At 42.0% G+C, this 24,421-nt stretch carries 17 protein-coding genes and 1 other RNA gene; 2 read left to right on the plus strand and 16 right to left on the minus strand.

Going from position 1 to position 24,421, the window contains the following annotated elements; all coding sequences use genetic code 11:
* Positions 1-442 precede the first annotated feature (442 nt).
* Positions 443-2,554, plus strand: coding sequence for a TonB-dependent receptor (locus AC1ECB_RS16250; RefSeq protein WP_485664752.1), 2,112 nt, complete (start codon positions 443-445; stop codon positions 2,552-2,554).
* Between the two features lie 258 nt (positions 2,555-2,812).
* On the opposite strand, the gene AC1ECB_RS16255 is transcribed toward AC1ECB_RS16250, so the two are convergent.
* From AC1ECB_RS16255 to ssrA, 8 genes are all read right to left on the minus strand, one after another.
* A complete protein-coding gene (locus AC1ECB_RS16255) occupies positions 2,813-3,610 on the minus strand; it encodes an epoxyqueuosine reductase (protein WP_485664753.1) in 798 nt (265 codons plus the stop codon).
* Positions 3,611-3,978: 368 nt separating this feature from the next.
* A complete protein-coding gene (locus tag AC1ECB_RS16260) occupies positions 3,979-4,119 on the minus strand; it encodes a hypothetical protein (RefSeq protein WP_485664754.1) in 141 nt (46 codons plus the stop codon).
* The gene (locus tag AC1ECB_RS16265) at positions 4,119-5,396 is read right to left on the minus strand and encodes a DUF1015 domain-containing protein (RefSeq protein ID WP_485664755.1); all 1,278 of its coding nucleotides are present in this window, start codon (positions 5,394-5,396) and stop codon (positions 4,119-4,121) included. Before AC1ECB_RS16265 ends, AC1ECB_RS16260 begins: the two co-directional genes overlap by 1 nt.
* A 277-nt stretch (positions 5,397-5,673) precedes the next feature.
* Complete coding sequence (locus AC1ECB_RS16270; protein WP_485664756.1) at positions 5,674-6,114, minus strand: hypothetical protein; 441 nt, start codon at positions 6,112-6,114, stop codon at positions 5,674-5,676.
* 276 nt (positions 6,115-6,390) lie between these two features.
* On the minus strand, positions 6,391-9,639 hold the full coding sequence (locus tag AC1ECB_RS16275) for an autotransporter domain-containing protein (protein ID WP_485664757.1): 3,249 nt from the start codon (positions 9,637-9,639) through the stop codon (positions 6,391-6,393).
* A gap of 869 nt (positions 9,640-10,508) precedes the next feature.
* A complete protein-coding gene (locus tag AC1ECB_RS16280; RefSeq protein WP_485664758.1) occupies positions 10,509-11,963 on the minus strand; it encodes an RNA-binding domain-containing protein in 1,455 nt (484 codons plus the stop codon).
* A 15-nt stretch (positions 11,964-11,978) separates the two neighbouring features.
* Positions 11,979-14,936, minus strand: a complete 2,958-nt coding sequence (locus AC1ECB_RS16285) for a TOTE conflict system archaeo-eukaryotic primase domain-containing protein (protein WP_485664759.1) — start codon at positions 14,934-14,936, stop codon at positions 11,979-11,981.
* A 121-nt stretch (positions 14,937-15,057) separates the two neighbouring features.
* Positions 15,058-15,403, minus strand: a transfer-messenger RNA (tmRNA) gene (gene ssrA / locus AC1ECB_RS16290).
* Positions 15,404-15,601: 198 nt separating this feature from the next.
* On the opposite strand from ssrA, the gene AC1ECB_RS16295 reads away from it, so the two are divergent.
* The gene (locus AC1ECB_RS16295; protein WP_485664760.1) at positions 15,602-16,522 is read left to right on the plus strand and encodes a DMT family transporter; all 921 of its coding nucleotides are present in this window, start codon (positions 15,602-15,604) and stop codon (positions 16,520-16,522) included.
* A 56-nt stretch (positions 16,523-16,578) separates the two neighbouring features.
* Here the strand turns inward: AC1ECB_RS16295 and smpB are convergent, their stop codons facing one another.
* From smpB to AC1ECB_RS16335, 8 genes are all read right to left on the minus strand, one after another.
* Complete coding sequence (gene smpB / locus AC1ECB_RS16300) at positions 16,579-17,049, minus strand: SsrA-binding protein SmpB (RefSeq protein WP_021169097.1); 471 nt, start codon at positions 17,047-17,049, stop codon at positions 16,579-16,581.
* Positions 17,050-17,235: 186 nt separating this feature from the next.
* Positions 17,236-19,509: a ribonuclease R gene (gene rnr / locus AC1ECB_RS16305; protein WP_485664761.1), complete on the minus strand. Its 2,274-nt coding sequence runs from the start codon at positions 19,507-19,509 to the stop codon at positions 17,236-17,238.
* Between the two features lies 1 nt (position 19,510).
* A complete protein-coding gene (locus tag AC1ECB_RS16310; protein ID WP_485664762.1) occupies positions 19,511-19,915 on the minus strand; it encodes a PaaI family thioesterase in 405 nt (134 codons plus the stop codon).
* A 12-nt stretch (positions 19,916-19,927) separates the two neighbouring features.
* On the minus strand, positions 19,928-20,665 hold the full coding sequence (locus AC1ECB_RS16315) for an alpha/beta hydrolase (protein WP_485664763.1): 738 nt from the start codon (positions 20,663-20,665) through the stop codon (positions 19,928-19,930).
* 35 nt (positions 20,666-20,700) lie between these two features.
* Complete coding sequence (locus AC1ECB_RS16320) at positions 20,701-21,420, minus strand: gamma-glutamyl-gamma-aminobutyrate hydrolase family protein (RefSeq protein ID WP_485664764.1); 720 nt, start codon at positions 21,418-21,420, stop codon at positions 20,701-20,703.
* 172 nt (positions 21,421-21,592) lie between these two features.
* Positions 21,593-23,599: a sodium-translocating pyrophosphatase gene (locus AC1ECB_RS16325; RefSeq protein ID WP_485664765.1), complete on the minus strand. Its 2,007-nt coding sequence runs from the start codon at positions 23,597-23,599 to the stop codon at positions 21,593-21,595.
* Between the two features lie 79 nt (positions 23,600-23,678).
* Positions 23,679-23,909 (minus strand): preprotein translocase subunit SecG, encoded by a 231-nt coding sequence (secG, locus tag AC1ECB_RS16330; RefSeq protein ID WP_021169103.1) that lies wholly within the window; start codon positions 23,907-23,909, stop codon positions 23,679-23,681.
* A gap of 265 nt (positions 23,910-24,174) precedes the next feature.
* Positions 24,175-24,411 (minus strand): hypothetical protein, encoded by a 237-nt coding sequence (locus AC1ECB_RS16335; protein ID WP_485664766.1) that lies wholly within the window; start codon positions 24,409-24,411, stop codon positions 24,175-24,177.
* Positions 24,412-24,421: the final 10 nt, after the last annotated feature.

The raw sequence follows: 24,421 nt of genomic DNA on the forward strand, positions 1-24,421 counted from the left end.
TTTATTTAATTGTAACCCTGGTTGACACTTCTGGGTGCTACTGTTAAAATAATAATAAATTACATAAAGTAAGGATAGATGCCTACACAGGCATAATAGAGAAGAACAGTATATTGTGCCATGAGGTATGAAAAAGCTAAGAATAGCTTTTTCAAATGAGCTTTACCGGTTATTTACAACTAATTTCTAAATTTATTGAGTTTTTTAACATGAGAGCATGCTAATCAAAATTGCTAGCTTGAAAGCTAGTATTGAAAGCCATGAAGGCGTAGGTTCCTAATTTAGGGGGAGCCTAAATCTTCATGGCTTTTTTATGTTGCATGAATCAAACGATCGATACCGTAAAACTGCATAGGTTTGGATTTTAGTAAGAAGTTAAACTATTGGATTGCTTTAAGATGCTTAAAAATTAAACAAATGTTATAAATATGAGAGGAAAAGAATGCATAAGAACTTTCATTTCATGCTTGCGGGAGGATTGTTGTCACTAACCGTGATGACCGCCCCTGTTTTTGCAGAGGACATCCCGAATTTTACCATGGAACAAATTATCGTTGAGTCTTCAGTTATCTCTTCGGATGATCCTTTGAATATTTCTGATGTTGATACAAAGATTGTAAAACCCGGCAAAGCTACCAACATCGCAGATTTATTAAAGGATGTAACCGGAGTCGATGTAACCCAGCGCACACTCGCAGGAGACACCCAGGATACAGTCAGGTTACGGGGATTCGAAAGCCAGCGATTCAGTGTGTTATTAAATGGAAGACCTGTCAATTCCACCGGAATTTTAGGTGGCTCCTACATGGACTGGGGTACTATTCCTTTGGAAGTTGTAGAAAAAGTTGAGGTTATTAAAGGACCCAAATCAGCAAAATATGGAAATACATTAGGCGGAGTAATCAATATTATTACACGGAAAGGTACGGAAAAAAGTAGTACCCACGTTCAGACTGATTTTGGCAGTTATGGTTATAAAAGCTACCGCTTTGATCATAGCGATAGTGACGGGAGTTTTAATTATTTTATAACAGCAGGAACGAAAGAAGCCGACGGTTATTTACGCAATAATTATCTAGACAGTAAAGATTATAGTTTAAGGCTGGGGTATACTTTTGATACAAAAGGAGAATTGACGGTAGGGGTTTCTAAGGTGGAAACCGAACGTGGTTTTATCGTCAAAAATGATGGGAAAACCGTAGGAATGGCCCAGACTATTTCTATTGATCCTGATTATCCTATCGCCGACGGAGATATTATGATGCCCGGACCTGGCGGAACAGCCGCCAAAGCCTGGAGTGATGGGTCTTATTGGAAAAAAATCAATACGTATTATGATCTGGCATATACGCAACCCTTTAAGACAGGCAAGTGGAAGATAAGCTATTATAAGAATAATGAAAAGAGAGAAGAATGGGACCCCCAAGGTTCGCCAGCAGTTCATAGACTGTTAAAACCCGACCAGTCTTACAGTTGGGCCGGCGAAGTTGAACAAAGGCTGAATACCAGGCATAAAATATCTTATGGTTACCAGGAGAAAACTCTGCAATACGGATGGCAGGAATATTACTCGACTCCTACCGAGACTCATCCCGATCCTTCACAGAAACTAAAAACGACAGGTGTATACATCGAGGATAACTGGTCATTCAATCCAAAATTTTTACTAAACCTAGGCCTGCGTTATGATCGGTACGAGTTAAACCGGGATATTGATACGATTGGCGCTTTTGCCAAGAAGCCAAATTTGACTGGTAACTCCTTAAGCCCAAAACTGAATCTTAGTTACAAAGTAAATGATAATACCTCTACATACTTTTCTATAGATAGATTTTACCGAGTGCCCACTTCTCGGGAGTTTTGGTGGAACTACTATAATTCCGGCACTGTTGTCGGCAATATCCCAAATGGTGAGCCAAATAAAGTTTTGAAGCCAGAGAAAGGCTATAGCTATGAAATTGGAATTAAGACTAAGCACGGTGATCGCGCCAATTATAAAGCCAACCTGTTTTACAACGACATTAATGATTACATTGTTTATGATAACTCGGCAATTGCAAAATCCTATGCCAATCCTCCCTACAACCTGAATAAGGCTAAGGTCTGGGGAGTTGAGCTAGAAACTGAACAAAAGCTTATGTCTAATTTAGTCTTCTTCGCTAATTATACTTATCAGAAGAGTGAGAAATCAGGCAATTATAAGTACTCTCCATGGGAAAGTCAAACAGACAGTATTTACTACATGCCTGAACACAAAGCAAACATTGGGTTACGGTATAAGGCCAAAGCGGGAAGTGAGATTACTCTCGGCGGCAGGTATGTGGGAAAACAAAATGTACTTAGCGGCAACTTCGTTGGTCCTAATATGCTCGCGCTAAATAAAGCTACGCTTCCTAGCTACTTTGTCACCAACTTAAGTATTATTCACCCTATCAACAACAATCAGGAAATTAGTTTTTATGTAGATAATATTTTTGATAAAAAATATGAGGAGGCAAAAGGATATCCTATGCCTGGTACTACTTATGGAATCGGGTACAAAATTTCCTTTTGAGTGTCACGAGTGTCATGGGGACGGGGTTGCCGACAACCTGTATATGTACTCGAACCTCTATCTAAAAGAAAAAAATCTGACCAAGTAAGGGACATTTTTCATACTGTAATTGATATTTTGCAGCATCGCTGGAAACCGCTACTATTCCGCCACAAGATGAAGCGATATCATACAAATACATCTTTTTCCACGTCTGATACTAAAAGTAGCAGCCACTATTAATCACAAAGTAAACCATCCATTTAGATTACAACACATTTACATAAAAGAACAAGGTACATTGACAACACACTTACCACAGACTTCGCTGCCAGCACTATTCGCGTTCTTTCCAGTTTCATCTGAATAAGAACTTCCAAAATCTTTATAAAGCTCAGCATTTTTTAAGCAAACTTGGAAACATTTCTTCCTATCATAACCAGACAAAGTTAGCGCCTCGGAAGGACAATGTTGTACACAAACTCCACATATCCCTTTACTCTTATATAGGCAATAGTCATCGTTAAGCCGTTTATCTGGTTCTACATCCAAATTTGTAACAACTGTGCTATATCGACCACAGCAGCCTTTTTTAGTAATCAGCATATTATTAATACCAAAGGTGCCAAGTCCTGCAATTCTTGCAATATGACGCTGCGACCAATTACTTATTAATTTTTCCCGGTCAAACGTTGTTGCCTCTTTAGAAACTCCTGCTTCATAGCCCATTTTCTTTAATTCTTCTATTAAATAATTATTCAATTCACTAAACATTCCATTAGTTTCTTCATAGGTACGAGCCCACTCGGGAGATGACACGTCCCCAGGTGCTTTGTTGGTGTCGGCAAGTTCCTTGGTAAAGGGGACAAAATAGGCAATAATAATTGTCGGTTTTTCTATGACCTCATGCGGCATAACATGTTGCTGCGAAATAATATCCTTTAGTTCTAAAATATCTGGATGATTTGCATCAGCAAATCCAACTAATGGCTCGCCCCATTGGGATGTAATGGCTGGCTTTCTCTGATATTCCTGCACATAGTTTTGAATCATATTCGTTATTGTTTTTTTTTGCATTTCTTATCATATCCATCCCTTCTGATATACGAAAAACCATGGTGAAAAAGTACATGATTGGTTTCGTCAAGTTTTGAATTTATTCATATTTTAGCACTTATTTTTTAGGTACTCAACATGAAAACACAGGTAAAAACACAGGGACAGGGAGTATGTTTCCGAAAACATTGTCCCTATCCCTGTGTTTTATCTCCCTTTTGTTTCAAAAAACCTTATTGTCACCAAAAAAGGAACGACGTCCCAATTTGTCCCCCCTAAAATTTCCGGATTTGCATGGTGGAGGCAATCCACGACCTTGCAAATCCGCCGGGCAACAATGAATGCTGTCAAGAAGAAATCTGTTCGAATTACACGTGCTGGTGTTTACCTCAAACCTTCATTGGTACAAGTTGCCCATGCAGCCATAAAATTGGACAAGTCTCATTCCACCGGCAAAAGTCCAAGCCGCTGGCCAAAAAAACTGTCTGCAACCCTAATGTTCCCGCCAAACAGAGTTTGCCGTGTTTCATTAATTATTCTCATGGCACTGCGGCAGATATTTAGCACAAGGCACCATATGCACCACTATAGCATCCCGAAGTTTAGGCTCAAACCAGGTTGATTTCGGCGGCATGATCTGACCGGCATCGGCAATTGCCATCAATTCTTCAATGGAGGTTGCGAACAGGGAAAAAGCCACGGCATACTCACCACTGTTTACCAGCCGTTCCAGTTCTGCCATCCCCCGTATTCCGCCAACAAAATGAATTCGCTTATCGGTACGCGGGTCAGCAATCCCTAATAGTGGACTCAGCACATTTTGCTGCAGGATATTAACATCCAGCTTACTAACCGGATCCTCCTCCGGATAGGTTCCGTCGCTAGCCTCCAGACTGTACCACTTGCCAGCCAAGTACATGCCAAACGTATGTATCCGGGAAGGTTTATACGCTCCCACCTGCTCAGTTATTGAAAACTTTTCGGCCACTAACTGCAGGAACTGCTCCGGAGACTTACCTTTCAGATCCTTTACCACCCGGTTATAGTCCATAATATACATCATGTTGTGCGGGAATATCACGGCAAGAAATGAATTATACTCCTCAAACCCTGAATGATCATGATTGCCCTGCAGGCACAGGTCATACACCCGTCCGGCGGCAGCTGACCGGTGATGACCATCAGCAATGTATAAATCATTGATATTCAAAAATGCTTTCTCAATAGCACTGATCTGTGCGGCCTCATCAACCACATACAGTGTGTGGGCAATGCCATCCTCGGCCACAAAATCGTATACCGGCGGCTTTTCCATGTTCGCCTGCATCAACGCATTGATACTCTCATCCGCTTTATAGGTCAAAAAGACGGCTCCCGTCTGCGCTTCGCTAGTCACGATGTGCTGAATGCGATCCTGTTCTTTATCCGGTCTTGTCAACTCGTGCTTTTTAATCCGGTTGGCCTGATATTCAATAACGGAAGCAGCAGCCACCAAGCCCACCTGTACATGATCACCCATCTTCTGCTTGTAAATATAAAAGCACGGGGTTTCATCCTGCACCAGGATCTTCTCATTAATAAACTTACGCAAAGTCTCCCGGGCTTTGGCATATACCTTGGGAGAATGCACATCAATATCCGGTTCAAGATCAACCTCCGATTTGGTCACATGCAAAAAGCTATATGGATTTTTCTCCGTTATCGCCCGCGCCTCCTGGGAATCCATCACATCATACGGCAGCGAAGCCACCTTTTCTGCCAATTCGGGAACAGGACGCAGACCGCAAAATGGTTTTACTACAGCCATTAATTATTCTTCCTCTCGCATCAATATTCCATAATTATGAATAATATTCTCTTAAAATTTAAGTATTCTCCATAACTCGGTAAAAATTCCTGCCAGCCCGCGGAAAATAGTTTCTGTCGCAGGAACTGCCCCTGCCTATTAAACGTAGAGTGTTAGCGATAGAAAACATTAAAACTTTTTAGCCATTTTATTAGGAGAAACCTTTTCATTTTCCCAGCGATTAATTGTAGAAAAGCTAACACCTAAGTCAAATGGTAATTCCATTTGACTTAGACTCTCAAGGATTGTTCCGACGATTCAGTTCTGCGGTATTATAACAAAATTTACAATTTTCCACATTAACAGCAAAACTCCTGTCAAGCAATATAATTTTTACAAAAGTTCTACTATTTGCCACCACCAATGATACGACTTTCCGTTTCACATCCTCTGGAACTTTCCTTCCATATCCAATTACAAGATTGTATGGATTCCAAATATGCATTAATCGAAATATAGATTTGGTAACAAACACTAGGACTATCTTCGGCACAGCATTCCGCCTGAAAATTTGCGCGATTTTAATATCAGAACCAGACATCAAATAATCACGATGAACAACTGCATTTACCAAAGCCTCACGCAGTGCATCAGGCGGTATTTCATAAGTATCAATCCGCCTTAGATGATCCGGCCCAAGCTCGCCATTCAGATGAATATGGGATAAGAGAAACTTCATCGCTTCTTCTAACTGTGTAAAAGGGACGTATAGGGACGTCAGGTTGTGCGAAAACCATGCATTCTTTTTAATATTCACCTAAAAGTGGGGAATGAATGGCGTTTTCGATCTAATTTTATCTTCTTGAAGCCTCGAACTAGGCAATTTTTGATGCTAAAGTGGAGAATTAAAGTTAGTGATTTCTGTTTTCGCATAGTCTGCCGTCCTCATTGTCTTTCATAAACCCCATCCATAATCTTAGAGTCAATCATGACATTCAATGACACATTTTCCGTATTACCAACAACGACGTAGCATTACAGATGCATATAGGTTTTTGCTGTGCTTGCCGTACTCGGTTTCTACTTGCCCGTTGATTGTCCAGTTCTTTGACAACTCTCCTTGAGCATTAATACCCAGCACAAGATATTCGGTATCTTGTTCACTTCCGCTAACCTTTAGTTTTTCGCCAAGATTTCCGCTGTAGGTAATAGTCATTTCCGGGTTACTACCGCTGAATACTTTTTTGTAGCCAAGACTAACTGCATAACGTCCCTTAGGTATTTTTCTGGCTAGTTCCAATCCTATTTCACCCGTACCGTATGTATTGTGCATTTTTTCTGCCTGTTGGCTGAAGATACCCGCACCATGCTCACTATAGCTGTCCTGATTATATCTTGTAACATTTATACCGGTGTATTGGCTAACCTGCCATACTTTTTCTTTTGCATATTGTAAATTATATCGTGCTTCAACACCAAAACTTAATGTATTGCTATCATAGTTGCTGTCGGCTTGCATACTAAATTGATTGAGATAACGTGTTGCATCGTTGGTTTGCTTGCCATAATCTAAATATGTATAAATATCTACTGCCTTTTTATTGTAGCCGCCGTACAATCCCAGTCTATAGTCTCGGCTGGTCGATTTGGAAATACTCGAAGTTACATTGTTATTGCCATATGCAAAGAATACACCAGTTCTCCAATTGTTATCCGCTTTTTTATCCCTGCCCAACACAAAACCAAAGCTTTGATTGGCAATACCGGGTAAATTATTATGAGCGTCAATATCTCCCCAATTCTTATTAAACTTCATCCACCAGCTATGTTCAGCTTCTAATTCCAGCGGAATGACAGCTTTTGCTTCGATACTGCCTCCTGCAAAGCTTGGCAGTTTAAAGGCGACTTCTTTATCAATATACTTTGCCTGAGTAAGTCTAGCCGTAACAGCATTTCTTACTCCCAGGTTCCGCTGCGTAATATTTGCCTGATTAACCTGCGTTCCGCCATATATTTCTGTCAATGCCTGTCTGGCGTTTGTGGTGCTAAAATTGTATAAGCTGTCCATTTGGCGTTGGGAAGCCTGTCCTGCAAGATTGTTATACATAGACTTCATCTGCTGATATGTCTGTATTTGGTTTGTACTAAGATTGTCCATATTATTATGTATGGTTAAACGTATTTGAGCATTTGTACCGTCATGAGTTCCCTCTGCACTCAGCATTGCTGTAAAGGGTGATGTTGTAAAGTTGCCTGTAATGCCGCTGGCAGTTAAAATTCCATAAGAAAAACCAGGCCGATATATACTCCCTGCAACGGGGAGAAAAGATGTATCGTTTATGTTTGCCGAACCTGTTACTAAAATTTTGCCATTGTTATTATTTTTGTCTACTTCAACAGCTATTTTCCCTGTACTTTCAAAATTACCATCTACTTTGAGTTCCGGCTTAAATATTTCGTCATTACCGTAACTACCCGCTTGAACGTTGCCTTGATTATATAAACTGCTGCCAATTGTACCGGAACCGGAAACCGTTCCACCTGACCGGCAATATACATCACTGGACACCCGCCCATCGATCTGCAGCACTCCTCCGGATACCACGCTTCCGCCTTGATAGTCATTATTACCGATTAGCGTCAACCGTCCAGTTCCAATCTTTACAACCTGTCCTTTACCTGTAATTGTACCGCCATATATAGAATCTGTGATGCCGGCCATTAAGTCGACTGTCATATTTGACAAGGTTTTACGATCCGGATTCAACGGGTCGCTAGCATAAAGCTCATTTGCACTGCCTAAATTGATGATACTTCCCCTTGCGCCGCCATCATCCAGCCAAGACACGGTAAAATCACCACCATTAGCTAAATTGCTGTCTTTTGACAATGCGACCATGGCTACGCTGTAATCGTTAGAAGCAAGATCGTACCAAATACCATTTTCTTGAAAGAAGGAGTTTCCCGAAACAGTCTTTGCCATATCACTGTAACCTTCAATGGCATAAGATACAGGAATACCAGTGTTGCCATTTTCATTTCCCAGTTTCACCGTCACAACATATTGACTTCCTTGCGGCAGTAAAACAAATTGTTTTAAATCAACTGTACGGTAGCCATTCCATTTAGCACTTTCAACTCCAAAAGTTCCGTTTTCCGTATAAACTAATTTGCCGCTTTCAGGACCTGAAGCACCAGCACGGACCTCAATTGTATATTTTGTGCTGTCTTCACTGACATAGAAACCTACTGCTTTTAAAAATTGAGGAGCTGTCGCCACGTAATGACTGGCAAAATCAGCTTTTTTACTAGCTCCCAGCATGGCTTCTGTCGTCCAGAAATCTATCAGTCCTAATGGTGTATGCTGATCAAAACGTGTATAACGGTTATAATCGGTTTCGGCTATAAAATTGAAAGTCCTGTTGAGTGAGGTATCCTGGTAAGATACATAATAGTATCCGTTATCTCCATAGTCTGTTCCCCAACTGTTACGCAGTATCCAGGCTCCTTTCAACGGCTGACCACTGGCATCTGTAAAATTTTCAAATACATAGTCATCATCCCAACCAACTAAAGCTATAGCGTGATTTGTCGACATTTTTGACGCATTATAAATCTCCTTACCTTTAAATGAATCGCCACTGACAAAGATTGATGCACTAACAGCACCATTTTGCTGAAGTATAATTTTCAAGCTTTCAATATCAGCACGCCCTTTGCTTAGTCCGTAAACGTCATGCAAAAGACCCTTCGGCGATAGCAGCTGCTTTACGCCCTGCATGTTCCCATCACCAGAATAAGGGACATCAGCTTCTAAAACAACACCAATGCCGCGAGCCATTAGCGCTGTGCTTTTATAAGTATTTCCGCCTTGATTGAAAATAATCGCCTCTGGGCTGTAAGCCTCAGCTTCGGAAACCGGATCTACGGTAAAATGAGGAAATGATTCACCTGTTAAATCCGTTGGTGCTGCGTAAACCAGCCAAGCAAGATAACGTTCAGAAAAATCCGGTGCTAACTCCGGCGAAAGTCCTGCTTGGTAAAGCTGCATACGCCAGTTAGATTCATATGAAGCTACAGTACCAAAACTCCAGCAAGTGCCATAATACCCTTGATCACGGATAGGACTGACAAAATTACCAGTGCGCAAGTCGTAACTTGAGGCCCAGGCAGTTTGAATTAGTAGTAGCAATAGCACAATCAATATACTGCCTGTTTTAATTAGACTCTTTTGAATTTTATAAAGTAGGCGATGGTACTTCATAAATTCTCCTCTCAATATTTCTATTTAATTTAATAGAATGCACAGTAATATTTACCTTACCATAAAACTTAGATTGCTTTTCTCTACACGATCTTAATTCAAGTCGCAGTAACTCAATAGCTTTATTATATTTTCGTCAATTACTTACATTTTCCTCTATAAACCTCTAAAATCACTTTTTCCTCATATAAAGCAAAAAAAATATTAACAAAGCGATTATCGACTGCATACTAACAAAAAAACAAGCCTCTTAAGCCGCTTTATCACGACAATCGAAGCTTGCAGTCAAATAAACTATTGCCTAAATCTTATAATCCGTTTCCATTCTTCTAAAATATTTTGTGGTAATTCTACACTATACATAGCACAGAACTGGCACACCACTTCTGTCAAACTTTTTCGCGCAAGACAACATCCTGTTCCCTTGTCTGTTCGTTTACATGGGGTGTCACGAGGGCGGATTTGCTGACATGCTCAGAATAAGATACAACAGTACCGTCCCCTATCCCTTAATCCGACAATCTCCTTGTGCTCAAACATCATTGTCGCTTTTTTGAATAAAATCATATTTTTGGATCGCCTCCACCGCCTACACTCCCAATAAACAGCAAAAAACCCGCGAAATTCGCGGCTTTTACTAATTTCCAAATTTTGGTGGAGGCGAACCAACACCAGCCAGGCGCAAAACTTTTGTTATCAAAAATTTTTAGCTGATCGGTTTAGCGGGTCAGGTAAAACACCACCAAAAATCATGCCAAAGGGTTCTAATAATTCTATAAGTTTCAGCTCAGTATAACCTTTTTTTCGCCTTCTGTCCAGCTCTTAGACTATGAATGAAATAGCTTTATTTTTTCAAATTAAATCTAATTCTAAATCATAGCCCGACTATAACAGGTTGCTCGGCCAACCCCTTTTTTTATAATTAAACCGTTAGACGACATCATAGCAAGAATTTCTGCTGTCCGAGATTTACCCAAACTCAACAACTGCATAGCTGCAACTGTAGTAATGCTATCATGCTGCTTTAAATATTCTAATACTTTCTCCTGATGTAAACTAGAACTAATTTTTTCGTCCGGTTTTATCGTCCGGTCTTTTCGTCCGGTTTTATCATCCGATTTTATCGTCCGGTCTTTTCGTCCGGTTACTATTCTATTTTTATTAGTAATCGTTGAATACTCTTTGCGATAAAAGCGTACTTGAACAAACATACCTGATTCCATTATATCCGGCTGTCTTAGGCCACTTTCCAAGCATAATCTATTGATTTGCTGAATACCTCGCCCCCATTGTTCAATTAATTCACCTTCTTTAAATACACGAGCAATTACTTTATTACGAATTTCCGACCGTCCACTTAAAATCTCATCTAAAGTAATACCTTTAGGAAAACTGCCTGGAGATGTAATTTCGATTTTAGAATCATATACTGCGATTTTAATATCAGAACCAGACATCAAATAATCACGATGAACAACCGCATTTACCAAGGCCTCACGCAGTGCATCAGGCGGTATTTCATAAGTATCAATCCGCCTTAGATGATCCGGCCCAAGCTTGCCATTCAGATGAATATGGGATAAAAGAAACTTCATCGCATCCTCTAACTGTGTAAATATATCTCCACTAAGCTCTTTACGATCAATAAAAACCGCATTATCGTCTCCTTTAAACCGGGCGCATTTTATGGCTACATGTTCAGGTTTGCCAAGTAGAATAGGTGCAGCATTAGTAAGATAAACTTGCCCCTGCTGATTTTTTAGCAATTTTAAATTTAACAGTTGCTCCAGCGATACTATACGTTTTAGACGTACTGAAAGCAAATTCTGAAGCTCCTCAATAATTGCCTGCTTATCCGCCCTATCTATGTAAATATCTTCATCAAATGATAGATTCATCCTTTGCCGTTCAAGCTCTTGAATATATTCTAAATCCGCCTTTTTATTGGTCGCGCCAACTCGAATATAAGTACCATCGACCTTCCCTAAATTCTTTAAAAAATGAGGTTTTAACGAACTCTGATATACCTCAACAACAATAATGTTCTTTTCCTCAATTGCGTAGCTGTAGATATCTGGCACTGCCAGCGGATGAATCTTATCATGCAGCATATTAGAAACCCTGTCCATATAATCAGGCAAAAGAATGTTTTCCACGCCACAAATTGTACCATCATCTTTTACGCCAACTAATAATTTTCCGCCTGCAGTATTAGCAAAAGCAACAATCGTCTTTGCCAATTGATCCGATGCTGGCAACTTTTCTTTAAATTCAATAGTCTTTCCTTCACCCTTAGCAATTTGAGCCAAAATGCTCATTTTCATACCTCCGCCCTCTTATCAGACACATATACTTCTTATTAATTCACTCGAAATATTTGAACTTTCAAGACGCATAATGCTTTCTTCTGCATTACCAAAGCTTAATAGGTTAACACTTCCATACCAAACAATTTTTTGATCTATAATTGCAAATTTTTGATGAATATTTGATTTGAAAATCATACTTATTCCTGCATTTTTTATCAAATCGAAAACGGCTTGCACTAGGTTCATATTCTTTTCTTTGAAATCTTCAGTTGGCCTAGTCACCACAATTATTCTTACTTTATTTTTTAGCGGAATCTCCAAGTACTTTAGCATCCCGATTGTACGTTTCTTAGTAACAAAAGGACTTACAATTAAAATTTCTCTTCCCGCATTAATTATATCATTAGTATAAACCGGTAAAAAATTACTTTCGTTAAAAATTATATCCACTGATTCTGTCATAGATATTTCGCCTTTCGCCCTATAACCAATGGATGCATAACCGGACAGACGTTTATTATACATCTTCTCCAGCATTTTTACATGGATATCTACATAATCATAAATTTGCACTTCGTTTTTGCCTTCAAATAACCGGTGAAGCCGCCCTGCATATTGTTGCAAGGTTCCTTTCCAAGATATCGGCATAACCAGAAAAAGAGTATCCAGACAAGGTTCATCAAAGCCTTCCCCTATATATTTCCCAGTAGCCACCAAAGTTAGCTGTTTACCAACTGGCATATTGGCTATTTTCTGCAATATTTCTCTAGTTTCTTTTGTACCCATACCACCAACAAGGGATATAACATTAGGGATTCTTTTGCTCAGTTCTTTAGAAAGCAACTCAACATGCGCAGTCCTTTCAGTTAAAACTAAACAGTTTCTCCCGCTTTCATGACTTCTAACCACATCAGTGATAATCTGCTCATTCCGCATGTCATTTGCCACAATTTCCGAATACAATTCTTGTATCATTACATCCTTTTCCTCCATGTCTAAGGGAACTCTAAAAGATGTAAATCTCGGTATAACATAATGTTCAAATGGTCGTTTTTCTGCCTGCTTTTTCGCATCATCCCGATATCGTATCGGGCCACATTGCATAAAAATAATCGGATGATGTCCATCTTTTCTGGCAGGTGTTGCAGTAAGACCATATACATATTTTGCATTTGTGCTTTTCAATATTTTTTCAAAACTAAATGCTGAAACATGATGACACTCATCAACGATAATCATGCCATAATTATTTACACACTCTTTTACTTCCCCCATCCGATACAGCGACTGCATGACAGCTATGTCAATTACTCCATTTAAAGCATCTTTTCCTCCGCCTAATTGCCCGATAATACTTTTTACTTTTTTCCTTCCGCGCTTTTTCACTTCATCTATATCTGGTAAAGTTTCATTTATAGTCGAAAATTCCAGCAATCTTTTTTTCCATTGTGAAACCAAACTGATTTTGTCAACCAGAATAAGCGTATTAACCTTTCTTTCAGTAATTAGCTTAATTGCTACAACTGTTTTACCAAAAGCAGTGGTTCCCGAAAGTACTCCAATATCAGCTTGCAGTAATTTTGCAATAGCCTGAGGTTGTTCATCTCGCAAATTGCCATTAAATTCAACATTAATTTTTCTATTACAATTGGTTTTATCTACATAGCTGATATTGATATCCATTTCTTTAAATATAGCTTCTAAATCTGTAGCACAACCTCTGGGCAAGCATAGATATTCCGTTGTTTCTTCCGAGCAAGATATAATTCTTGGTAGTTTACTGGTTGACAAACGCATTGCCTGCGCTTTATAAAATTCGGGGTTTTTAAATGCCGCCAAACGTTTTAAGTAATTTAATGCTTTTGGAGAAAAGCCTACTTTAGGAATAAAGAGCATATTGGCTCTTACAATTTCAATATTTAATGGCAGATCACTTTTTAATAAATTCACCGTATTTCTTTCCCATGGCCTGGAAGCTTCATCATCTTCTTTTTTCAATATTCCAAATTCATTTCCTAGACAGAGCTTTTCTATCAATAATGTAACGTCATCTTCTGAAAGCTTTTGAATAAATGACAAAAATGCCCATTGGTCTTTATAAGATTCAAAATTTTCATCAATAAATTCGCTATTCTTGGTTCTTCTTGCCTCTTTTTGCAGTGGCAGCGCAATTAAATTTCCCAGCCCACCTTTGGGCATTGTGTCTTGATTAGGAAAAAATCTATCATATGATTTAAACGTAATTTCATGCCTCTTACTCATAGCGTAAGTAAGTAAAGCCGTCCCAAACTTCCTTGCCAAAATGGCTGTTAGCTGCTTTTCAAAGAAAAACCACGCATGAGCTCCTTTACCAGAGCGTGAACGTTCAACCGCAACCGGTATACTAAATTCACTACATACATCTCGTAAAGCTGAAATATCCTTTTGCCATTCACCATTATCAAAGTCAATAGCCAAAAAGCTGCATGTTTCATCAAGGCACATGGGGTATATCCCAGCCACAAAATTGTTTCGTCCCCGCAAGTGATTGTCAATCACCATTTCCTCTAAAGAGGCATATGATTTATGACTGCAATCAGCGCATGTACCAATCGGTTTTCTGCATATTCCTGATTTCCATTCATTTATACAAACCGGCGAATACCCAGATGTACCCTTCTTTTCATTTTTCCACCTTTTAGCATAAACATCATTCCGACCTTTAAAGAGAGACATAAATAATTTAATTTTTTCTGTAGGTTCAGATGAATTATTTATGTTTGATTGCAAAATTTGATTTTCATCATTATTACAAGATAACTCATCAGATGAATATGCATCTGAACATAAATTATCCAAAGAAATAGCCGAATAATTTCCATTATTTTCATCCTGCCGTACTAACTTGCAAGCATTTAGTTTTGCCTTCAAGTTTATTATTTCTTCTTTTAAACTATTATTCTCATTCAATAATGCTTGATACTTTCCAAGCAATTCTTCAAAATTCATAATGAGATCCTCACCATAATTGATATCTTAAAACTTATTATACAAAACAATTAAGCATAAGCCTACCACTTTGGCAAACTTATGCTTAAAATATTTTACATTTATTTACTTAAATTCCAATTGGTGGAGGCGAGGAGAATCGAACTCCTGTCCAAGAGCATTACTGCATAGACTTCTCCGAGCGCAGTCAGTGATTTAAATTTCGCACCGTTGCCGCCCACTAACAGGCTGCTTTGGCGCTATCTCGATAAAGTTTCCCAGTTGGCTCTCCGAGAATTGAGCCTCAGGTATCCCACTAAATGACGTCCTATCCTAGGCCGCGGGAGTGCGCAGGTAGAACGTTAGCATTAAGCTGCTAAAGCGTAATCTTCGTTTGCGTTTACAATTTTCCACCGTATTGACGGGCTGATGGAACCCCGGCTCGCTATCTATACCATAACTACCCCTGTCGAAACCAGTACGCCCCCGTATTTTTTCAAATACCTGGGATGGTGTTTAGCTGCAAACGTTAATACACTTCATTACTAACCTATTATATCATAAAGCTTGAATACCGCCAAATAAATCTTTTTCCAGTATATCTTTTCCCCTACTCTATATTGTATTCGAGTACAGGAGAAAATTTCTCTGCTGCCGAATATATTACAGTTAAGGGGTGATTAGATTTGAATCAACAACACACTGGCGCGTTGCTGGTCGCAGTATCGGCTGCCGGCTTTGCTACTTTGCCCATTTTTATTAAGTTCGCCTACGCCGCCGGAGCCAGTACGATTACGATCCTGACCGGGCGGTTTGTTTTGGCCGCAATCTGTTTAGCTATACTACTCAAATGGCGTGGGGTCTCGCTGATGCTTGATAAAGCTTTACTGCTGCGACTAGCGCTTTTAGGCGGCCTGGGTTATGGTTCGATGTCAATGCTGTTTGCTATGACGATAAAATATGTGCCTGCGTCGCTGGCAGCCATGCTGCTGTATACTTATCCGGCGATAGTCAGCGTACTGTCTTTTTTTATTGGTGATGAAAAGTATACTTGGCAAAAGGGTTTGGCGCTAACGGTTTGTTTTTCCGGCTTATTCCTTGTTCTTGGCGTATCCTTTGACAATGTCAGTATGCTTGGGTTTATTTTGGGCTTGGGCTCTGCATTGGTCTATTCCTTTTACATCATTATTGGCAATCGCCTGCTGAAAAGCACGAACCCGCTGGTTACCACTACCTACGTCTGTGGCTCTGCCGCTATCGTTTTTCTTATAAGCGGCATAGCGACTGATTCTCTAAATTGGAGCTTGCCTCTCACAGGTAAGTTATCCATTATCGGCATCGCACTGCTGCCAACCATTGTGGGAATAGTGGGTTTTTTCGCCGGTATGAGCCATGTTGGCGCTACTAATGCGTCCATTATCAGTACGCTGGAGCCAATCATAACCGTACTATTATCGGTGGCTTTGCTTAATGAAAAAATAACACCGCTGCAGGTAGGCGGCGGCATTCTGATCCTTGGCGGTATTGTATTTTTACAACTCTGGGCGGGAAAAATTGAGAGCCTACAAAGAAATTTGGCATTTGCAGTTGAAAAACAACAGGATTGATCGCCACGCTGCTCTTCCTCACGTGAACCGTCTGCCTGATGCGATAGACAAAAAGGCTATTCTTTTTGTCTATCGCGCAGCGTCCGTTCCATGTCGCGTTTGGCATCCCGTTCGGCAAGATCCTGACGTTTATCGTAGGTATGTTTGCCTGTAGCAAGTCCTAGTTCAACTTTCACTTTACCTCTGGTAAAATACAACTTAAGCGGCACCAATGTATAGCCTTTTTCTTTGGTTTTTCCGATTAATTTATTGATTTCGTACCGATGCATTAAAAGCTTCCGGGTACGCAGTGGTTCGTGATTAAAACGGTTACCCTGCTCATAAGGACTGATATGCATGTTATGCAGCATGATTTCAGCGTTATCAATCCGGGCATAGGCATCTTTAAGATTGGCCTTACCGGCGCGGAGTGACTTGACTTCGGTGCCGGTAAGCGCAATTCCAGCTTCATAGGTTTCATGGATATGATAATCGTGGCGGGCCTTTCGGTTTTCCGCCGCTATTTTTATGCCAGCCTCTTTGGCCATACTTCTCACCTCGTAGAATCCTGCTAATACATATTAATTGTATAGTATCTGCTACTATACGTCAATTGGTTTGGCCCGAAAGGAAGAAGTAACGAAGTGAGATGGCCACCCTAATGCTTACAATGACCGGCTTACATTCACTGCAAGCGCGATGAAGTTATCCAAAGTGTGGGTGGGGTTGCTTGACTATTTTTTTGGCGCCCTGGGCTTCTTGGGCCTGGCACTGGCAGCAGGTTTCTTCTTGGCCGTAATTGATTGCGGTTTATTAGTACTACGCCTTTGACTGGGTTTATTACGTTTTTGCGCTGTTGTCTGACTATTGACAGCTTGCAGGGGCTTATCCGCCTTTGCCACCACATAATCAATAGTACGTTCTGCCGGGTTGACCTTAGCTACCATGATCTTGACCATGTTGCCCAGCTGATAAATGTTGCTTGTCCGTTCCCCGATCAAAGAATATTGTTCTTCGACATACCGATAGTAATCGTCATCCAGACTTGATACATGTACCAAACCTTCAATGCCATTGGCGATTTCAACAAAAAAGCCAAAGGCAGTAACTCCGCTAATAATACCGTCAAACTCCTCACCAACGAACTGAGCCATGTATTCTACCTTTTTCAAATCAACGGTTGCGCGCTCCGCTTCAGCTGCCGCCCGTTCCCGTTCAGAGGAATGCATGGCAATCTCAGGCAGCATGGTTGATAACTTCTGGCGACGTTTAGCTGAGATATCGCCAGTAGAAAAAGTCTCACGAATAAGACGATGAACAATCAAATCCGGGTAGCGCCTGATGGGCGAGGTAAAATGCGTATAATAGGTTGCCGCCAGTCCAAAATGCCCCAGATTCTCGGCATCATAGCGAGCCTGTTTGAGTGAGCGCAGCATAACAGTGCTAATAATGCGTTCTTCAGGACGTCCAGCAATCTTACTAAGCACTCGCTGCAGGGCCATAGGTTGAATTTCCTGGGTTTTTGGTAAATGCTGGCCAAAGTTTCCCAGCAACACATTAAGTCTGGCCATTTTTTCTTCGTCCGGTTCTTCATGCACCCTAAACATGGATGGAATCCCTAACCAATGCATATGCTCGGCGACTGTCTCGTTGGCGACAAGCATAAATTCTTCAATAATCGATTCGGCAATGCTGCGAATCCGCTTTTCAATGGCAATAGGGCGCCCCTCAGCATCCAGCTTTACCTTTATTTCCGGGAAATCAAAATCAATGGCTCCCCGGCGCATCCGGCGGTCACGTAAAATCCGGCATAAGCGCTCCATTTCTTCCAGCGGCCCCACCAAATCGGCATACTTGTCCCGCAGCTCTTCATCATGATCGGCAACAATCTGCCGCACAATATTGTAGGTTAAGCGGGTTTTTACCCGAATTACGCTAGGGAAAATTTCATGATTGATTACTTGGCCGCGGCCATTAATCTCCATCTGGGCTGACAAGGCCAATCGGTCCTCCCCGGCGTTTAAACTGCAAATTCCGTTCGATAAGCGGGGTGGCAGCATCGGCAATACCCGGTCAACAAGGTAAACACTGGTGCCCCTGGCTCTGGCCTCATTGTCCAGGGGTGTGTTTTCCCGTACATAGTGGCTGACGTCGGCAATGTGTACACTCAGCAGATAGTGGCCGTTTTTCTGGCGCTCAACATAGACAGCATCGTCTAAGTCTTTAGCATCGTCACCATCAATTGTAACGAGATTGAGTTCTCTAAGATCTCTGCGTCCTAGTAAATCCTCCGGACTAATGGTCGTAGCTGCGCGCTCAGCCGCTCTTTCGACCTCTGGCGGAAACTCCGTAGGCAGGTTATTGTTCTTGATGATGGATAATATCTCTATCCCGGAATCTCCCTGCTGGCCAAGCACCTCAACAATTCGTCCTTCGGCGCTTTTTTGTTTGTGTGGCCACTCAATAATCTCGACAATTACCTTGGCACCTGTTTTGGCGCCATTGAACTCATCTTTCGGCACAAAAATATCCCGGCCGATCCGGCGGTCATCTGGCAGAACAAACCCGAAATTACGGCTAGCCTCAAAGGTTCCCACTACCTTGTTATTACTTCTGGTGACCACCCGGATAATTTCACCCTCGACTGCTTTGCCGGAAACATGCCGCTGATGCATACGGGCTACCACACGGTCGCCATGCATAGCCCCACCAAGAGCATCAGGTGGAATAAAGACATCATCTAGCTCCTGATCTTCCGGTAAAATAAAACCAAATCCCTTGGTTGTTGCTGAAAACTTGCCAACAACCAAATTCATGCGATCAGGCACGCCAAATTTTCCATACCGGGTTTTTATTATAGCAGCCGTTGCTTCCAGCTTGTCCAGTATCTGCCAAAACTCTTCCAGTTCTTTGCCACGAATACCCATACCATCAGCCAAGTCTTCTGCAGTGAGCGGTTTATAAGCTTCTTTCCGCATAAACTCCAGGATTCTGTCTGACAAATCCATATTATTCATCTCCTTTTATGGCAACAATAGCTTTTCCTTCCGCCGTTACTGTTCCATCCGGTAAAGTAATCTTAGCGGCTAGTTCCACCATTTTTCCCCGTTTACTGGTAATCCATCCGCTTATCGTTAATTTTTCTCTAATCGGGGTTGGCTGACGAAACCTCACCTCCAGCTTGGCCGTTACTGCCGTAAGACCTTGGGCATATAGATAGCGGGCCATTATTTCATCCAACAGCGTGCTTATCAATCCACCATGCATTATACCGTCATAGCCTTGATGCTCAGGACCGGCAGTAAAGTTTGTCAAATAGACATCGTCTTCTTCCCGAAAAGTAAGTTTGAGCCCAATGGGATTACGCGGTCCACAGGCAAAACACCAGTCATTCATGTCATTCATATCATTCATAATGCACCTCGTCTAATTTCCGGCCAAAAACCGGCCAATTTCCTGGAACACATATTCTCGCTCTGTGTCCAGGGTAATTATGTGTCCCGATTTGTTAAGCCACACCAGTCTTTTATCAGTACTTCCCAGTTTATTGTAGATATATTGAGCACTTTCCGGTTCAACCGTATGCTCTTTTTTTGATTGAATAACAAGTGCCGGTACTGTTACTGACGGCAACAGAGTATCAACATGGTTGATTAGCTGAATAAGGCTGGTTAAGCTGCTAAGCGGTGTCAGGTCATAACTAATGGAATACTCCTCACCCACACCAGGCAAACGCTTGCGTTTTTTCGCGACAAAGTTAGTAAACATCCGGTAAAGCGGCAATAATCGCAGCCGCTTGTTGGCGATATAGATGGGAGCGCTAAGTACAGCCAGCTTACTTACTGGATACTCACTGGCTAGTTTAAGGGTTAAGAGACCGCCCATCGACAAGCCAACTGCTGCGACATTGCTGCAGATGCCACTTAATACATGATAGCCGTCTTCAACACTGCAATACCAGTGCGGCCAGCTTGTTTTCGCCATGTCCTCCGGCGTAGTTCCGTGTCCTGAAAGCCTTGGGGCTAACACAGTATAGCCAAGGCTATTAAGATACTCTCCAGCCAGGCGCATTTCTGACGGTGCCCCGGTAAATCCATGCACTACAAGTACGCCGGTTTCACCGCCTTGTAAAAAAAAGGGCTCAGCTCCCGGCATTATGGCCAAGTAAAACTCCCCCCATTGTGTAATATCTACCCTTATTATTTCCGTTTGGCTGTGTTGACAAACGCTGTAAATAACTCAAGCATAGCCGGATTTTTATAAATCATAAGTTCAGGATGCCATTGAACACCAACAGCAAAAGGCGCTGCTTCGTGCTCTACGGCCTCGATAACTCCATCTTTAGCTCTGGCAATTATCCGAAGCCCAGGAGCTGCCTCCTTAATTGCCTGATGGTGGAAGCTGTTAGTCATAACCGTATCCCCCCATAAACCAGCCAGTCTACTATCATTTTCTAAAATCACAGTATGTCCAGCGTAATCTCCAGGAGATTGTTGGTCATGCTGAAGGGTAGCCTTTGCCAGGTGCTGATCAATACTACCACCCAACGCTACATTAAGCAGTTGGCAGCCGCGGCAAATACCCAGTACGGGTTTACCTAACGCCAACGCCGACTTTACCAATTCCAGCTCATGCGTATCGCGCTCTGGAAGTACTGTTCCCAGTTCACGCCTTGGTTCTTCGCCAAATATTTGTGGCTGGATATCGCCGCCCCCCGAAAGCAAGAGTCCGTCAACTGCGGCTATTTGTTCTGCTATTGCCGCCTGCTCTGCAATTATCGGTAGCAACACAGGCACACCACCCGCGCAGAGTACGGCCTGTATATAAGCATCACTAACAAATTGCCGTTTGGTACCAGCCATGATGCCGCCTTGCGTTAAAAATTGGCTGGTAGTAATGCCTATCAATGGTTTTGCCACATCAACTCACCCCAATACAATTTATTTAATAATGCCTGCAAGTATTTGTGGCACATTATATGCTATTAATTATACCATTGTCTGCCACGTAAGGGAAATATAGCTTATCGTAAGCCATAAGGGCCAAAAATAAAACGCCAAGCAAATAGCTTGGCGTTTTTTCTTGATATTTTTATGAGAAAAGAAGCGGTGCAATAATGAGTGAAATAGTACCAGCAACTTTAATCAGCGGGTTCATTGCCGGACCGGAAGTATCCTTGAACGGATCACCTACGGTGTCGCCGATAACAGCTGCTGCATGGGTCGGAGTACCCTTACCGCCATATTTACCGGTTTCAATCCATTTCTTCGCATTATCCCAGGCACCACCAGCGTTGGACATGAATAATGCCAACAATACACCAGCTGCAGTAGCACCGGCCAGGAAACCAGCCAAGGCTTTTGCCCCAAGAATAAAACCAACAAGAATAGGCGAGCCTACAGCAAAGATGCCGGGAACGATCATTTCGCGGATAGCCGCTTTCGTGCTAATATCTACACACTTGGCATAATCAGGACGGCCAGTGCCTTCCATAATGCCAGGGATTTCACGGAACTGACGACGAACCTCGCCAATCATTTCAAAAGCAGCTTTACCTACAGCTTCCATGGTGAACGCACATACCAAAAACGGCAGGGTTGCGCCAAGGAAAATACCAATAATTACTGTTGGTTCGGTCAGATTAATCACTAAATGACCATTTACTAACAGACCGGACAGTTTAGGATTTTTAGCAATTTCTTCACCGAAAGCAGTAAACAAGGCTAATGCAGTGAGCGCAGCAGAACCAATGGCAAAACCTTTGGCAATTGCGGCTGTAGTGTTACCAACTGCATCTAATTTGTCAGTAGTTTTACGAACCTCAGGGCCAAGATCGGCCATTTCAGCAATACCACCAGCGTTGTCGGCAACCGGACCAAAAGAGTCAACAGCAACAACCATACCGGCAGTACAGAGCATACCCATGGCGGCCATCGCAATACCATAGATACCGGCTGCACCATATGCTACCCAGATAGCAACAGCAAATACCAGCATCGGCAGCGCGGTACTTCTAAGTCCACAGGCAAGACCTGCAATAATATTGGTCGCCGGACCTGTTTGTGAAGCATCGGCAATATGCTGGGTAGGTGCTTTGCTGCTGGAAGTATAGTATTCAGTAATGGCACCAACAAGCACGTTAACAGCTAAGCCACAAATAACAGCAATCGTAATGCCTACGGCCTTGGCCGGAAGCATGGCGCCGGCAATGGCATAGGTAGCAACGGCAACAAGAATATTAGTTCCCCATATCCCTCTATTCAGGGCAGCTTGAGGATCACCATCTTCACTGGTTCTAACTAAGAAGGTACTGATAATGGAAGCAAAAATTCCGGCTGCACCGATTATTAATGGGAACAATACACCGTTAATATCACCCTTGAATACGGTTTGACCAATAAGCATAGCTGCAATAGCGGTAGCAGCATAGGACTCAAATAAGTCAGCTCCCATGCCGGCGGTATCGCCAACATTATCACCCACGTTATCGGCAATAACGGCCGGGTTACGGGGATCATCCTCAGGAATACCTGCTTCAACCTTACCTACCAGGTCAGCGCCAACGTCAGCTGCTTTGGTAAAAATACCGCCGCCGACACGGGCAAAGAATGCAATGGCGCTGGCACCAAAGGCAAAGCTGTTAATAACAACAGGATCTCTAAAAATTATGTATAACGTAGACACACCCAAAAGGCCCAAACCGGCAACAGACATGCCCATAACGGCACCGGCACGGAAAGAAACGCTCAGCGCTTTGTTAAGACTGCTGCGGGCAGCTTCCGTTGTACGGGCATTCGACTTGGTTGTCGAAGTCATTCCTACATAACCGGCAATGGCGGAGCAAATAGCACCTACCAGGAATGATACCGCCAATTTGTAGCCATCCACATAAAAGAGTAGTAAGAAAATAACGATCGTAAACGGAATAAGTGTTTTGTACTGGCGGTTAAGAAAAGCCATAGCTCCTTCAAAAATCGCCTGAGAAATGTCCTGCATTTTTTGGTTGCCTGGGCTTTCCCTCAGTACGCTAGCCATGAAATACGCAGCAAAAGCTAGCGCCACAAGTCCAGCGAACGGCGCAATGTACAATAAATCCATGATTATCTTTCCCCCTTTGACTAAAACTTGAAAATACCTCAATATGCCGGAGATACTCCAGCCATTGAGGTGAGTAACCCTACTGCATCAATTTAACCAAAACCATTGTTACAAGTCCGAACAATGAGGCAAGGATAATTGTTGCTTTGGCCAAAATTGCATCAAGTCCTTTAGCTTTTCCACCGAACATAGATTCGGCCCCTCCAGCAATTGAACCTGACAAACCGGCACTTTTACCTGACTGCAATACTACTACGGCAATTAGTGCAATAGAAAGTACACCTTCTAATATCATCAGTCCTGTTATCATTTCTTTACACCCCCCATGACTGATACCTATCCTTTGCTGCAATACCACGCTGCCAAGGCCTGTCAATATTCTAACACACTTAAACGTTGCTTGACAATTCTTTCGTCAAGGTTTTCACACATATATATTATACATATTTTTTCCAGTTTGTCAAAAAATAAACACGGCTTGTGCTGCGCCTTTGGCAAAAGTAGAAAGTTATCCTTCTGTTAGGAAAAATAAACAGCCGAATGCTTCGGCTGTTTATTTACCTGTTTTCTACGCCTTAATAGGGAGGAAGTACCGGGTCGGGATGATCCACAGAAGTATTAGCATTAACATTCGTGACATGCGTGTTGAGGCGGCTAGTGCAGCCAAACCTTCCTTCCTGCTGCTGAATGACTTCGATATTAGAACTGCCGCAATGCTCGCAAACACTGTTATTCAGGCATTCCAGCAAATCATCCTCACACACAATCAGGTAGCCGCAGTCATTGCATTTTAGCAAATATCCCTTCGGCATCTTTTGTTCA

The sequence above is a fragment of the Sporomusa sp. 246TCP1 genome (assembly GCF_057319775.1).

What these genes read in the sequence shown, in the direction of transcription:
- AC1ECB_RS16250 (WP_485664752.1), top strand. Translation starts at nt 443, where the DNA reads ATGCATAAGAACTTTCATTTCATGCTTGCGGGAGGATTGTTGTCACTA.
- AC1ECB_RS16255 (WP_485664753.1), bottom strand. Translation starts at nt 3,610, where the DNA reads ATGCAAAAAAAAACAATAACGAATATGATTCAAAACTATGTGCAGGAA.
- AC1ECB_RS16260 (WP_485664754.1), bottom strand. Translation starts at nt 4,119, where the DNA reads ATGAAACACGGCAAACTCTGTTTGGCGGGAACATTAGGGTTGCAGACA.
- AC1ECB_RS16265 (WP_485664755.1), bottom strand. Translation starts at nt 5,396, where the DNA reads ATGGCTGTAGTAAAACCATTTTGCGGTCTGCGTCCTGTTCCCGAATTG.
- AC1ECB_RS16270 (WP_485664756.1), bottom strand. Translation starts at nt 6,114, where the DNA reads ATGAAGTTTCTCTTATCCCATATTCATCTGAATGGCGAGCTTGGGCCG.
- AC1ECB_RS16275 (WP_485664757.1), bottom strand. Translation starts at nt 9,639, where the DNA reads ATGAAGTACCATCGCCTACTTTATAAAATTCAAAAGAGTCTAATTAAA.
- AC1ECB_RS16280 (WP_485664758.1), bottom strand. Translation starts at nt 11,963, where the DNA reads ATGAAAATGAGCATTTTGGCTCAAATTGCTAAGGGTGAAGGAAAGACT.
- AC1ECB_RS16285 (WP_485664759.1), bottom strand. Translation starts at nt 14,936, where the DNA reads ATGAATTTTGAAGAATTGCTTGGAAAGTATCAAGCATTATTGAATGAG.
- smpB (WP_021169097.1), bottom strand. Translation starts at nt 17,049, where the DNA reads ATGGCCAAAGAGGCTGGCATAAAAATAGCGGCGGAAAACCGAAAGGCC.
- rnr (WP_485664761.1), bottom strand. Translation starts at nt 19,509, where the DNA reads ATGGATTTGTCAGACAGAATCCTGGAGTTTATGCGGAAAGAAGCTTAT.
- AC1ECB_RS16310 (WP_485664762.1), bottom strand. Translation starts at nt 19,915, where the DNA reads ATGAATGATATGAATGACATGAATGACTGGTGTTTTGCCTGTGGACCG.
- AC1ECB_RS16325 (WP_485664765.1), bottom strand. Translation starts at nt 23,599, where the DNA reads ATGGATTTATTGTACATTGCGCCGTTCGCTGGACTTGTGGCGCTAGCT.
- secG (WP_021169103.1), bottom strand. Translation starts at nt 23,909, where the DNA reads ATGATAACAGGACTGATGATATTAGAAGGTGTACTTTCTATTGCACTA.
- AC1ECB_RS16335 (WP_485664766.1), bottom strand. Translation starts at nt 24,411, where the DNA reads ATGCCGAAGGGATATTTGCTAAAATGCAATGACTGCGGCTACCTGATT.